This is a genomic window from Streptomyces stoeckheimensis (assembly GCF_045822005.1).
Classification (GTDB): domain Bacteria; phylum Actinomycetota; class Actinomycetes; order Streptomycetales; family Streptomycetaceae; genus Streptomyces; species Streptomyces stoeckheimensis.
Genome location: NZ_CP169550.1, coordinates 2,272,953 through 2,286,015 on the forward strand (window position 1 = coordinate 2,272,953; position 13,063 = coordinate 2,286,015).

The window sequence follows — 13,063 nt, forward strand, 5'->3', positions numbered from 1 at the left end:
CCGCCCCACCTCGGCCCACCTCGGCCCGCCCCGTCCCCGCCGAGCGCGGCGACACGGCATGATCGGGACCACGCCCCACCCCCCGAGGAGCCCGCCCGTGCCCCCCACCCCCGGTGACAGCCGGGCCGCCGCCAACGCCGCCTCCGTGCTCCGCGCCGTCCTGACCCACGGCCCCCTCGCGCGGAGCGACATCCCGAAGCTCTGCGGTCTCAGCCCTGCCGCCGTGTCCCGGCAGACCACGGCCCTGCTCCGCGCCGGCCTGCTGCACGAGCGCCCCGAGACGGAGCCGCACGCCGCAGCGACCGGCCCCGGCCGCCCCCGCATCCCCCTCGACCTGCACACCGGCCCCCTCGGCGGCCCCCTCGCCGCCGGCCTGCACATCGGCGTGCCCGCCTCCACCTTCAGCCTCGTGGACCTGCGCGGCCGCGTCCTGGCCCGCCGGGCCTTCCCGCACGCGGGCCGCTCCCCCGGCAGCCTCCCCGCCGACATCGCCGCCGAACTCGGCCGGTTCCTCGACGCCTCCAACCCCGCCGGCCGCCCCCTGCTCGGCGTCGGCGCGGCCCTCGGGGGCTGGGTCCGCCCCGCCGACGGCACCGTGGTCCGCCACGACGCCCTCGGCTGGCGCGACCTCCCCCTCGCCGCCGAGCTCTCCGACCGCCTCGGCCTGCCCGTCTCCGTGGACAACCACGCCCGCGCCGTCGCCCACGCCGAGATCCTCTTCGGCCGCCCGGAGGCCCGCTCCAGCCTCCTCCACCTCTTCATCGGCAACGTCGTCGACGCCGCCTTCGGCATCGAGGGCACCGTGCACCAGGGCCCGGAAGCCGCCGCCGGGGACGTCGCGCACCTCCCGGTGCCCGGGTCGCGGACCCCCTGCGCGTGCGGTCGTACGGGCTGCCTCCAGGCGACCGCCTCCGACGGGGTCCTCGGCGCCGAGGCCGTGCGCCGGGGCATCGTCCCGGAACCTGCCGACAACGCCGTAAACCTCCTGGTCGACGCCGCCGCCACCGGCGACCCCCGTGCCGACCGGCTGCTGCGCGAACGCGCCCGTACCGTGGGCCGGGCCGCCGCACTGCTCCTCGACGTGTTCAACCCGGCCGTCATGGTGGTCGCCGAGCTGGCCAGCATCCTCCACGACGGCTACCTCGACGAGATCCGCGCCGCGGCCGGCGACCAGGACCGTTACGGGCGGCGGATCGTCGCCCCGCAGGCGGGTCCCGCCGTACTCCCGGTAGCCTCCGCGACCGTCCTCCTCGCCCCGCTCTTTCGTGACCCCTCCCGACTCACATGAGAGGGCGAGATCACATCCGGTGGTTATAGGTCGTTCACAAGGACCCCCCTAACATTCGAGCCATGACGGTCCTGCCTGATGACGGGCTCTCCTTGGCCGCCGAATTCCCTGACGCGACGCATGAGCAGTGGCAGCGCCTGGTAGAGGGCGTGCTGCGCAAGTCGGGCAAGGAAGTTTCCGGCGAGGCAGCGGAAGACGCGTTGTCCACGAAACTCGAGGACGGGCTCACCACCCGCCCGCTGTACACCGCGCCCGAAACCGCGCCCGACACCGGCTTCCCGGGGTTTGCGCCCTTCGTACGGGGCGGCCGCCCCGAGGGCGGCGCCGCCTCGGGCTGGGACGTGCGCCAGCGGATCGCGGGCACCGACCCCGTACGGGTGAACGACGCGGCCCTGGCCGACCTGGAGAACGGCACCACCTCGCTGTGGCTGGCCGTCGGCGACGCCGGCCTCCCCGCGGAGGGCCTGGGCCGTGCGCTGGAGGGGGTCTACCTCGACCTGGCGCCCGTCTCCCTGGACCCCGGAGCCCAATTCACCGAGGCTGCACAGGCGTTCCTCACCCTGTGTGCCGAGCGCAAGATGCACCCGGAAGCCATCCACGCGAGTCTCGGCGCCGACCCTCTGGGCCACGAGGCCCGTACAGGCGAGGCGCTCAGCCTCGCAGAAGCCGTCGAGCTGGCCCAGGTGACGGCCGCCGGCTATCCCCACGTACGCGCCCTGACCGTCGACGCCCTGCCCTACCACGAGGCCGGCGGCAGCGCCGCCGAGGAGCTGGGGCTCTCCCTGGCCACCGGGGTCGCCTACCTGCGCGCCCTCACCGAAGCGGGCCTGACGGCCGAAGCGGCCTTCGGCGAGTTGGAGTTCCGCTACGCCGCCACCGCCGACCAGTTCCTCACCATCGCCAAGCTGCGGGCCGCCCGCCGGCTGTGGGCGCGGATCGCCGAGGCCTGCGGGGCTCCGGAGGCCGGCGCCCAGCGCCAGCACGCCGTGACCTCGCCGGTGATGATGACCCGCCGCGACCCGTGGGTGAACATGCTGCGCACCACCGTCGCCTGCATGGCGGCGGGCGTGGGCGGCGCCGACGCGGTCACCGTGCTCCCGTTCGACCAGGAGCTCGGTCTGCCCGACGCGTTCGCCCGCCGCATCTCCCGCAACACCTCCACCATCCTGCTGGAGGAGTCCCACCTGGCCCGCGTGATCGACCCGGCCGGCGGCTCGTACTACGTCGAGCAGCTCACCGACGAACTCGCACACGCCGCCTGGGAGTTCTTCCGAGGCGTCGAGAAGGCGGGCGGCCAGGCCGCCGCCCTGCGTTCCGGGCTGGTCGCCGACCGCCTCGCCGAAACCTGGGCCGCACGCTCGAAGAAGCTGGCCACCCGGCGCGAACCCGTCACCGGAGTCAGCGAGTTCCCGCACCTCTCCGAGAAGCCGGTCGTACGGGAACCCGCGCCGGCCCCGCTCACCGGCGGACTGCCGCGCGTGCGGCGCGACGAGGCGTACGAGGCCCTGCGCGCGCGCAGCGACGTACACCTGGCGGCGACGGGAGCCCGGCCCACCGTCTTCCTGGCGGCCCTGGGCCCGGCGGCCGCGCACACCGCCCGCGCCACCTTCGCCTCGAACCTGTTCCAGGCGGGCGGCATCACCCCGGTCCACGACCCGGTGCCGGTGACCCCGGAGACGGCGGCGGCGGCCTACGCGGCGAGCGGCGCCGACGGCATGGCCGTGCTGTGCTCCAGCGACGCGCTGTACGAGGAGCAGGCCGAGGCGGTGGCCGCGGCCCTGCGCTCGGCCGGCGCGACGACCCTGTTCCTCGCGGGCAAGCCCGGTACCGCCGCGACGGCCGTGGACGAGTACGTCTTCGCCGGCTGCGACGCGGTCGCCGTGCTGTCCTCCGTACTCGACCGGATGGGAGTCGCGCAGTGAGCACCCCCCGCATCCCCGATTTCTCCGAACTCCCGCTGGACGGTGCGGCCCCGGCGGCCGGTTCCGAGGACCAGTGGCGCACGGCGGTCAAGGAGTCCACCGGGACCACCCCCGCCGACCTGCTGTGGGAGACCCCCGAGGGGATCGGCGTACAGCCCCTGTACACGGGCCGCGACCTGGAGGGCCTGGACTTCCTCCACACCTACCCGGGTGTGGCCCCGTACCTGCGCGGCCCGTACCCGACGATGTACGTCAACCAGCCCTGGACGATCCGGCAGTACGCGGGCTTCTCCACGGCCGAGGAGTCCAACGCCTTCTACCGGCGCAACCTCGCGGCCGGCCAGAAGGGGCTGTCGATCGCCTTCGACCTGCCCACGCACCGCGGCTACGACAGCGACCACCCGCGGGTGACGGGCGACGTCGGCATGGCGGGCGTGGCGATCGACTCGATCTACGACATGCGCCAGCTCTTCGACGGCATCCCGCTGGACAAGATGACGGTGTCGATGACGATGAACGGCGCCGTGCTGCCGGTCCTCGCCCTCTACATCGTGGCGGCGGAGGAGCAGGGCGTCTCGCCCGACAAGCTCGCCGGGACCATCCAGAACGACATCCTCAAAGAGTTCATGGTCCGCAACACCTACATCTATCCGCCGAAGCCCTCGATGCGGATCATCTCCGACATCTTCGCCTTCACCTCGCAGAAGATGCCCCGCTACAACTCCATCTCGATCTCCGGTTACCACATCCAGGAGGCCGGAGCCACGGCCGACCTGGAGCTGGCGTACACCCTCGCGGACGGCGTGGAGTACCTGCGGGCGGGCCAGGCCGTCGGCCTGGACGTGGACGCCTTCGCACCGCGCCTGTCCTTCTTCTGGGCGATCGGCATGAACTTCTTCATGGAGGTGGCGAAGCTGCGCGCGGCCCGCCTCCTGTGGGCGCGCCTGGTCAAGCAGTTCGACCCGAAGAACGCCAAGTCCCTTTCCCTGCGCACCCATTCGCAGACCTCGGGCTGGTCCCTCACGGCGCAGGACGTCTTCAACAACGTCACGCGCACCTGCATCGAGGCGATGGCGGCGACCCAGGGCCACACCCAGTCGCTGCACACCAACGCCCTGGACGAGGCCCTCGCCCTCCCCACCGACTTCTCTGCGCGCATCGCCCGCAACACCCAGCTCCTCCTCCAGCAGGAGTCGGGCACCTGCCGGTCCATCGACCCGTGGGGCGGCAGCGCGTACGTCGAGAAGCTGACGTACGACCTGGCGCGCCGGGCCTGGCAGCACATCCAGGAGGTCGAGGCGGCCGGCGGCATGGCGCAGGCCATCGACGCGGGCATCCCCAAGCTCCGCGTGGAGGAGGCGGCGGCCCGCACGCAGGCCCGCATCGACTCGGGCCGGCAGCCGGTGATCGGCGTCAACAAGTACCGGGTCGAGACCGACGAGCAGATCGACGTACTCAAGGTCGACAACTCCTCCGTGCGCACCCAGCAGATCGAGAAGCTGCGGCGACTGAGGGCGGAGCGCGACGAGGCGGTCACCCAGGACACCCTGCGGGCGCTGACCAACGCGGCCGAGCGCGGGGACGGCAACCTCCTCGCCCTGGCGGTGGACGCGGCGCACGCGAAGGCCACGGTGGGCGAGATCTCGGACGCCCTGGAGAAGGTGTACGGGCGGCACGCGAGCCAGATCCGTACGATCTCGGGTGTGTACCGAACCGAAGCAGGCGAGTCCCCGTCCCTGGAGCGCACCCGCGCGCTCGTCGACCGGTTCGAGGAGGCGGAGGGCCGCCGGCCGCGCATCCTGGTCTGCAAGATGGGCCAGGACGGGCACGACCGCGGCCAGAAGGTGATCGCGACCGCCTTCGCCGACCTGGGCTTCGACGTGGACGTCGGCCCGCTGTTCCAGACCCCGGAGGAAGTGGCCCGCCAGGCCGTGGAGGCCGACGTGCACGTGGTCGGCGTCTCCTCGTTGGCCGCCGGTCACCTGACCCTCGTACCGGCGCTGCGCGAGGCCCTCGCGGCGGAGGGCCGTGAGGACATCATGATCGTCGTGGGCGGGGTCATCCCTCCCGCGGACGTCCCGACCCTCCTGGAGATGGGGGCGACGGCGGTGTTCCCGCCCGGCACGGTCATCCCGGACGCGGCGCACGACCTGGTGACGCGGCTCGCCGCGGACCTGGGCCACGAGCCGCACGAGCTGTAGGCGCCGTGCCCCGGATCGACATCACCGCCTACACGAAGGGCGTACTCGACGGGAAGCGCGCGTTCGTCGCGCGCGCGATCACCCTCGTCGAGTCCACCCTGCCCGCGCACCGGGCCCTGGCCCAGAGCCTGTTGACGGAACTCCTGCCCCACTCGGGGCGGGCTCGCCGCATCGGCATCAGCGGGGTTCCGGGTGTCGGGAAGTCCACCTTCATCGACGCGTTCGGCACCCTGCTGACGGGGCTGGGCCACCGGGTGGCGGTCCTGGCCGTCGACCCGTCCTCCACCCGTACGGGCGGCTCCATCCTGGGCGACAAGACCCGCATGGAACGCCTCTCCGTGGACCCCGCGGCCTTCGTCCGCCCGTCCCCCTCGGCGGGGACGCTGGGCGGGGTGGCGAAGGCCACCCGGGAATCGATCATCGTGATGGAGGCGGCGGGCTACGACGTGGTCCTCGTCGAGACGGTGGGCGTGGGCCAGTCGGAGACGACGGTCGCCGGGATGGTCGACTCCTTCCTGCTCCTCTCCCTCGCCCGCACGGGCGACGGGCTCCAGGGCATCAAGAAGGGCGTCCTGGAGCTGGCCGACGTCCTCGCCGTCAACAAGGCGGACGGCCCGCACGAGCGCGACGCGAAGTCCGCGGCGCGCGAACTGTCGAGCGCGCTGCGCCTGATGCACCCGGCCGACGCCGCGTGGACCCCGCCGGTCCTGACCTGCAGCGCCCGGGAATCCACGGGCCTGGAGGAGGTCTGGAACCGCCTGGAACAGCACCGCGTGCTCCTGGAAGCGGGCGGCCGCCTGGCGTCGAAGCGGGCGGCCCAGCAGGTGGAGTGGACCTGGTCGATGGTCCACGACGAACTCCTGGAACGCCTCCGCTCGAACACGGCGGTACGGGACCTGGCCCCCACCCTGGAATCAGAGGTCCGGGCGGGCACCCTGACCCCGACCCTGGCAGCGGACCGCCTCCTGGCGGCGTTCACCGACTCCTGAGATCCAGCCTCACCGGCGCTTACTTCCAGCCCCGCCGGCGCTTACTTCCAGCCCCGCCGGCGTTTGAGGCGCGGGGTCCGGGGCGGAGCCCCGGGAAACGGCGAAAGGGCGGGGCGGGGAGCAAGCCCGCGCAACGGCGCTCCCGGCCCCGCCGGGCTCAGGCTCGGGGTCAGGCGGGAACCAGCACGGACCCGCCACTGGCCAGCACCCGCCGCAGCACCCGCCCCCGCTCCTCCGCATCCCCCTCGGAGAGCAACGCCGCCAGCACGGCAACCCGCGCCTGCGGCGCCCGCAGCGTCCCCGTCGGCACGGCCCCGGCCGCGACCAGGTCCACCGCACCCCCGTGGGTGTAGATCTCCGTCACCGGCCCGGCCGCGACCCGCGTGGTCAACGCCACCATCACGCCGTCCGCGACGGCCGCCTTCACCGCGTCGACGACCTCCGGCGTCGCGTTGCCCGCGCCCGTCCCGACCAGCACGATCCCGCGCGCCCCCGCCGCCACCGCGGCGTTCAGCAGCACCGCGTCACCGCTCACGTGGTGCACGACGACGTCCACCCGCGGCGGCCCTTCCGGCGCCTCCGGCATCGCGGGCAACGGCAGCGGCTCCGGCCGCACCGGCGTCCGCAGCACGGTGACCTTGCCGAAACCGACCTTCCCCAGCAGTTCCTTCGACGGGTCGGCGAAGGCGTCGAGCGCCACCGCCTGCGCCTTCACGGTCCCGCGGGCCGCGTGCACCCGGCCCGCGAACGTGATCAGGACGCCGAGCCCGCGCGTCTTCGACGCGGTCAGCAGGGCATCGTAGAGATTGCCGGGACCGTCCCCGTCCGCCGCCCCCATGGGCCGCTGCGAACCGGTGAACACCACGGAACGCGCGTCATGGTGGTGCAGGTCCAGCAGGAACGCCGACTCCTCCAGCGTGTCGGTGCCGTGCGTGACGACGACCCCGTCCACACCCGGGTCGGCGAGCACCTCGTGCACGGTCCGCAGCAGGGTCAGCTGGTGCGCGGTGGTCAGCCGCGGGCTGTTGACGCTGAACAGGTCAACGACCTCGACGCTCACGCCCTCCGGCAGCGGCGCGGTGGCCATGACCTCGGCCCCGTCCGCATCGGCCGCGAAACCGGAACCCTGCCAGCGGCTGGCTATCGTCCCGCCCGTACTGATCACGACGATGCGTCCCATGACCCCGACCCTTCCCTCACACAGCCCGAAACGGCCCGCACAGATTTTCTACAAACGGCAATGGTAGGCCGATCTACGCGCAATACGATTGCGATTTCACCCAGCCCCGCAACAAAACCTGAGCGATAATTGCGCCATGGACGCGATCGACAAAGAAATCTTGCGCGAGCTCCAGGCCGACGGCCGGCTCAGCAACCAGGAGCTCGCCCAGCGCGTGGGCCTCACCCCCTCCCCCTGCATGCGCCGGGTCCGCCAGCTCGAAGAGGAAGGGATCATCCAGGGCTACCGCGCGGTGATCTCCCCCGAAGCCGTGGGCCGCGGCTTCGAGGTCCTGGTCTCCGTGGAGGTCCGCCGCGACCGCGAGGCCGTCGAAGCCTTCGAAGCGGCCCTCCAGGACATCCCCGACGTCATCGAGGCCTACCGCCTCTTCGGCAGCCCCGGCTGCCTCCTGCGCATCGCGGTGGCGGACCTCCGCGCGTACGAACGCCTCTGGATCGAACAGCTGACGGCCCTCTCGGGCGTCACGGAGGTCAACTCCCAGATCATCATGAAACGCATCAAGGAACCGACGGGCCTGCCGGTCTGACGATCGGGATCAGTCGCCCTTCGGCAGGCTCTCGTACGAGAAGGCGCACCGGACGGTCCCGTCGGCCACCGGTACGAGGCGCACCTGCTCGGCCGGCATCTGCAGCGACTTCCCTGTGGGCTCGTCCCACAGGGAGACCGCCCCGCCCGCCTCACCGAAGGAGACGTACGGGCGCTCCGGACGGAGGACGCCGCCCCGGGTGCCGAGCTTCGTCGCGGGGACGGTGGGCTCGACGCAGGTCCACTCCGGCTCCACCCCGAAGTAGGAGGGCAGCCCTGCCTTCCGGACCGCCGCCGCGCGGAAGTCCCCCACTGCGGCGCCCACCGAGTCCAGCACCCCCGCGACGCACAGCACCACCACGGTCGCCTGAGCGCCGACGTACAAGGGGACCCTGAACCGGTCGACGGGGCTGACGCCCGGAACGTGCACATGCTTCGCGATGCCCCACAGGGCCGGTACGAACAGGACGGAGCTCAGCAGGATCGTGAGCTTCACCGCCGATACGGCCTGCCAGATCGCCGGCACGTCGAGGTCTGCGGGCATCAGGTCGAGGCTGTCCGCGTACATCGCGTGGAGCACCGATCCGGAGGACACCACGAGGGACGCCACGGCCGCGAAGACCAGAGGCACCGCCCAGGTGAGCCACTCGCCCCAGGTCCACTGCCGGACCAGGAGCCAGATGCCTCCGGCCGTCGCCAGTACGGCGAAGACCAACAACATCCCCCGCGGGGTCCAGTCCCTGCTGCCCCCGCTGTCCGTGCCGAGGAAGACGACAAGGCTGGACGCCGCCGCCAGACTCCACACGACGAGGCCCCCCGCGCGGGCTTCGGACACGAAGAAGCCTCGCGCCAGTCGGGCGCCCGCGAGGAAGCACAGCACCGCCGCCCCGGCCCACACCCACGTCCACACTCCGCTCTGCTCCCGGGCGACCACCGCACAGAAGCCCATCCCAAGGAGCCGGGCACCGAGACGGTACGCCCTGCGGCGGGCATCGTCCTCGCGGTGGGGCACGATGTGGCCGGCCGTCCCGCGGGAGGCCACCCGTACGTCGGTGGCGGACGCGGGAGCGGACGCGCCGGGCAGGCCCATGCGCGAGAGCCGACGGGCCTCCGACGCCGTACCCGTCACCACCGTGCCGGTGTCGTGGTACCCGCGCCGCTCCGTGAAGCGTGCGCGTGCCACCGCCGCCGCGCGCCGCAGCTTCGCCATCGGCGTCAGAGGCCTCGGAGCAGGCACCCGAGGCGGCCGGTGGGCCGTGGTGTGCGCCCACCAGGTGGTCAGGCTCTCCCTGTCACGGTCCATCGGCTCGCAGTGCCGGGCGTACAGCTCCAGCCGCTTCACCCGCGCCAGGCGCTCCACCTGCCAGACCGCGGCCCGGCCCGTGCGCCGGTTGCGGGCTCCGAAGAACCGCACTTCGACGGAGTACATCCTGGCCGAGGGATCGGCCCGCAGCACGCCCCCGGACAACCCCTCGCCCCGCGCGAACGAGGTGACGACCGGCCAGTCCCGTTCACCGAAGGCCCGTTCCGCCTCGTCCCAGTCGCGCTGCCCGCCCCGCACCTCGACCAGTACCAGTACCCGCTGGTCGTATCGCTTCCCCTGCACCGGCCCCCCTCTCGCCCACCACACATTGACCGACCGTCGAATTTACGGTTAGGGTCACCTAAGTCGAATAGGGCGCGACCCTGGCCCCCCGCCCCGTCCCGTCTCCATGCGCGCCGCCTCCAGGGGGAGTTGTACTACCCATGCTGAGTTCGAGGCTGACGAACGCGAACATCATCACCATGGACCCGGACCGTCCCTTCGCCCGTGAGCTGGGGATCTGGCGGGGTCGGATCGTGGGGCTCGATGAGGACGTGGCCTCGTTGCCCGCCCGGGAGGTCGTCGATCTGCAGGGCGCCACCGTGCTGCCCGGGTTCATCGACAGTCATGTGCACCTGGCCTGGACCGGGCTGAAGCAGAGCACCCCGAGCGTCGCCCCGTGCGAGCGGGTCGAGGACGTGCTGGCGGTGGTGGCGGAGGCGGTCTCCCGCTCGGCGGGCGGGGAGGGTGCCTGGGTCGACGTGATGGGTTACGACCAGCGGGCCTTGGGGCGACATCTGACCGCCGCCGAGCTGGATACGGTCAGTCGTGGGCGCAAGGTGTTCCTCATGCACGACTCCGGCCACGGGTGCGTCGTCAACAGTGCGGTGCTGGGGCTGCTGCCCGCCGAAGTCCCGCACCAGGACGGCTTCCTCGCCGAGGCCGCCATGACCGCCGCGCGGCGGCTGCGGCTGCCGTACGGGCAGGCCGAGATCGCCGACGCCGTCGAGCGCGCGGCCCGGACCTGCCTCGCCGAGGGCGTGACCGCCGTCGCCGAGGCGGGCATCGGGGGCGGGCTGCTCGGTCACAGCCCGGTGGAACTCGGCGCCTACCAGCTGCTGCGGGACCAGGGAAGGCTGCCGCTGCGGGTCCAGCTCATGCCGGCCGGCGATACGTTGCGGCCGCGCGAGGCACACCGGGAGGACGGCTTCCCCCGCGCCCTGGACCTGGGCATGCGCACCGGATTCGGTGACGACTGGCTGTCGCTGGGCGCGCTCAAGATCTATACCGACGGCGGCATGATGGCCCGTACCGCCGCGCTCACGGCCCCGTACGCGGGCACCGACCACACCGGCCAGCTCCAGGACGACCCCGAGCGCCTCACCCGGCTGATCGTGGACGGTCACCTCGCCGGCTGGCAGCTCGCCGTCCACGCCATCGGGGACCGCGCCGCCGACCTCGCGCTCGACGCGCTGGAGCAGGCACAGCGGCTGCTGCCCCGCCCGGACGCGCGGCACCGGATCGAGCACGCCGGACTGATCCGCCCCGACCAGCTCCCGCGCTTCGCGCGCCTGGGCGTCAGCGCGGTCGTCCAGCCGACCTTCCTCCACTCCTTCGGGGACGACTACGCGGACGTGATGGGTGAGGAGCGGGCCCCCTGGATGTACCGGGGGCGCGGGTTCCTGGACCACGGGGTGACCCTCGTGGGGAGTTCGGACCGGCCCGTCACCGACGGGGCCCCGCTCCGGGCGATCCAGTTCATGGTCGAGCGCGCCTCCGCCTCCGGGCGGCCGATCGGGCCGGACGAGGCGATCACCGTCGAGGAGGCGCTGCGCGCCTACACGGTCGCCGGTGCGTACGCCTGCCGGTGGGACGACAGCGCCGGCAGCCTCGCCCCGGGGAAGCGCGCCGACCTGGTCGTCCTGGGTGACGACCCGCGGTACGTCGATCCCTCCCGGATCGGCGCCATCGAGGTCGTGGCGACATGTGTCGACGGATACGAAGCTACGGACGAAGGAAAGCTGTGAGCAGTCAGGTGAACGTCCTGGAACGGTTCTCCCCCCTGTGGGAGGCGCCCGAGATGCCGCCGCGCTGGGTGATCTGGCACGCGGGCGCGGGCGACTCCTTCGTCTTCGACCGGGAGTTCAACATGCCCGTGGACGTGGACGACGCGCTCCTCGGGGAAGTCCTGTGCCGGATGCGCGAGGCCGGGGTCCCCGAGGGCGTCGACTACCCCGGCCGCCCGTGCGGATGACGGCCGCACCCGCTCCGGCCCCGGCCACCCGTACGGACGACCCTGCGCAGCCCTGGCTCAGCTCGCCCGCGCCGGGGCTGTGGGCGGTGCGCGTGAGCCTGTACGCGGAGCGGGCGCGGGAGTTGGAGGGGACGCTCGACGATGCCGAGCGGGCCCGGCTCCAGGGGTTCAGGCGTGCCGCCGACCGTGACCAGTACCGGGTCGCGCACGTCGCGCTGCGACAGTTGCTGGGCGACCGGCTCGGCCGGGACCCGGCGCAGGTGCGCTTCTTCCGCGAGCCCTGCCCCGGCTGCGGCGCACCGCACGGCCGGCCGGCCGTGACCGACGCACCGCTGCACTTCTCGCTGTCCCACGCGGGGGACGCCGTACTGGTGGCCTTCGCGGACGGTCCGGTCGGCGTCGACGTCGAGCGGCGGCCTGCCCCCGAGCTGGCGGCCCAGGTCTCCTCCGAACTGGCGGAGGTCCTCCATCCCGCCGAGCGCGCCGAGCTGTCGGCGCTGCCGGCCGGCGAGCGCCCCGCCGCGGTGGCCCGCTGCTGGTCCCGGAAGGAGGCCTACCTCAAGGGAGTCGGCATCGGCCTCGGCGGAAACCCGACCCTGACCTACGTGGGCACCGGCGCCACCGCCTCGGCTCCGCCGGGTTGGACCGTCACCGACGTGCCCGTCTTTCCCGGCTACGTGGCCGCACGCGCCGTCCGTACGCGCCGACTTGGCTCCTCTAACTAGGTAAGGCTAACCTTACCTCGACCGTTCCGCCGGGAGGCCCTGCCCCCGCACCCGCACGCGGCGGAACCGAGGAAGGAACACCTTGACCACGGCCACGCTGCCCCCTGCCGCCGCGCACGCCACCCTGTCGCCCCGCACCCCCGCACCCCGGTGGCGCGAGGTCCCCGGGTTCTCGGTGCGCCCGGCCCGCCGGGACGACGGCCCCGCGCTCGCCGCCCTCTCCCGGCCGTTCGTCCACGCGGGGGCGCTGCGCGAACGCCCGCTCTCCCTCTACCTGGCCCGGGCGTCCGACTTCCTCGTCGCCCAGGCGCCCGACGGGACCCTCGAAGGCTGCCTCGGTCTGCGCGAACACCCCGCCGCCGGCGTGCTGTACAACTTCTGCGTCGCCGCCCACCGGCAGGGCACGGGCATGGGCGCCCGCCTGCTGCACGCGGCGTTCGCCCGGGCCCGTACGCGCTCCCTGCCCGAGCTGTTCACGGCGACCACCGGCAGCGGCCGCCTCTTCCTCCGCCACGGGTTCCTCCCGGCCTGCCCGAGCCTGGCGCCGGCCGACTGGGCGCAGTCCCTGGACCCCGGCCGGGGTGCGCGCGTCCTGTCCCGCGCCCTGTAGGCGGCG

11 protein-coding genes are annotated in these 13,063 nt (G+C 73.2%); 9 read left to right on the forward strand and 2 right to left on the reverse strand.

Translation table 11 applies throughout. The annotated features are described in order from the left end of the window. Positions 1-58: 58 nt before the first annotated feature. The 4 genes from ACE1OC_RS10525 (at position 59) to meaB (ending at position 6,400) form a co-directional block, all read left to right on the forward strand. Positions 59-1,288, forward strand: coding sequence for an ROK family transcriptional regulator (locus ACE1OC_RS10525; RefSeq protein WP_407836805.1), 1,230 nt, complete (start codon positions 59-61; stop codon positions 1,286-1,288). A 62-nt stretch (positions 1,289-1,350) separates the two neighbouring features. Next, positions 1,351-3,210, forward strand: a complete 1,860-nt coding sequence (locus ACE1OC_RS10530) for a methylmalonyl-CoA mutase family protein (protein WP_407836806.1) — start codon at positions 1,351-1,353, stop codon at positions 3,208-3,210. Next, a complete protein-coding gene (scpA, locus tag ACE1OC_RS10535) occupies positions 3,207-5,411 on the forward strand; it encodes a methylmalonyl-CoA mutase (RefSeq protein WP_407836807.1) in 2,205 nt (734 codons plus the stop codon). The genes ACE1OC_RS10530 and scpA overlap by 4 nt, the downstream gene beginning before the upstream one ends. A gap of 5 nt (positions 5,412-5,416) precedes the next feature. Beyond that, entirely contained in the window at positions 5,417-6,400 is a 984-nt protein-coding gene (meaB, locus tag ACE1OC_RS10540) for a methylmalonyl Co-A mutase-associated GTPase MeaB (RefSeq protein ID WP_407836808.1), read from the forward strand. 169 nt (positions 6,401-6,569) lie between these two features. Here the strand turns inward: meaB and ACE1OC_RS10545 are convergent, their stop codons facing one another. Continuing rightward, complete coding sequence (locus ACE1OC_RS10545; RefSeq protein WP_407836809.1) at positions 6,570-7,580, reverse strand: asparaginase; 1,011 nt, start codon at positions 7,578-7,580, stop codon at positions 6,570-6,572. Positions 7,581-7,716: 136 nt separating this feature from the next. Between ACE1OC_RS10545 and ACE1OC_RS10550 the strand changes: the two genes are divergently transcribed. Further along, a complete protein-coding gene (locus ACE1OC_RS10550; protein WP_250742902.1) occupies positions 7,717-8,166 on the forward strand; it encodes an Lrp/AsnC family transcriptional regulator in 450 nt (149 codons plus the stop codon). A gap of 9 nt (positions 8,167-8,175) precedes the next feature. Here the strand turns inward: ACE1OC_RS10550 and ACE1OC_RS10555 are convergent, their stop codons facing one another. After that, on the reverse strand, positions 8,176-9,771 hold the full coding sequence (locus ACE1OC_RS10555) for an NnrS multi-domain protein (RefSeq protein ID WP_407836810.1): 1,596 nt from the start codon (positions 9,769-9,771) through the stop codon (positions 8,176-8,178). A gap of 140 nt (positions 9,772-9,911) precedes the next feature. On the opposite strand from ACE1OC_RS10555, the gene ACE1OC_RS10560 reads away from it, so the two are divergent. The 4 genes from ACE1OC_RS10560 (at position 9,912) to ACE1OC_RS10575 (ending at position 13,057) form a co-directional block, all read left to right on the forward strand. Beyond that, on the forward strand, positions 9,912-11,495 hold the full coding sequence (locus ACE1OC_RS10560) for an amidohydrolase (protein WP_407836811.1): 1,584 nt from the start codon (positions 9,912-9,914) through the stop codon (positions 11,493-11,495). After that, complete coding sequence (locus ACE1OC_RS10565) at positions 11,492-11,722, forward strand: hypothetical protein (protein ID WP_407836812.1); 231 nt, start codon at positions 11,492-11,494, stop codon at positions 11,720-11,722. The genes ACE1OC_RS10560 and ACE1OC_RS10565 overlap by 4 nt, the downstream gene beginning before the upstream one ends. Beyond that, on the forward strand, positions 11,719-12,447 hold the full coding sequence (locus ACE1OC_RS10570) for a 4'-phosphopantetheinyl transferase family protein (protein ID WP_407836813.1): 729 nt from the start codon (positions 11,719-11,721) through the stop codon (positions 12,445-12,447). The genes ACE1OC_RS10565 and ACE1OC_RS10570 overlap by 4 nt, the downstream gene beginning before the upstream one ends. An 82-nt stretch (positions 12,448-12,529) precedes the next feature. Continuing rightward, complete coding sequence (locus tag ACE1OC_RS10575; protein WP_407836814.1) at positions 12,530-13,057, forward strand: GNAT family N-acetyltransferase; 528 nt, start codon at positions 12,530-12,532, stop codon at positions 13,055-13,057. Positions 13,058-13,063: the final 6 nt, after the last annotated feature.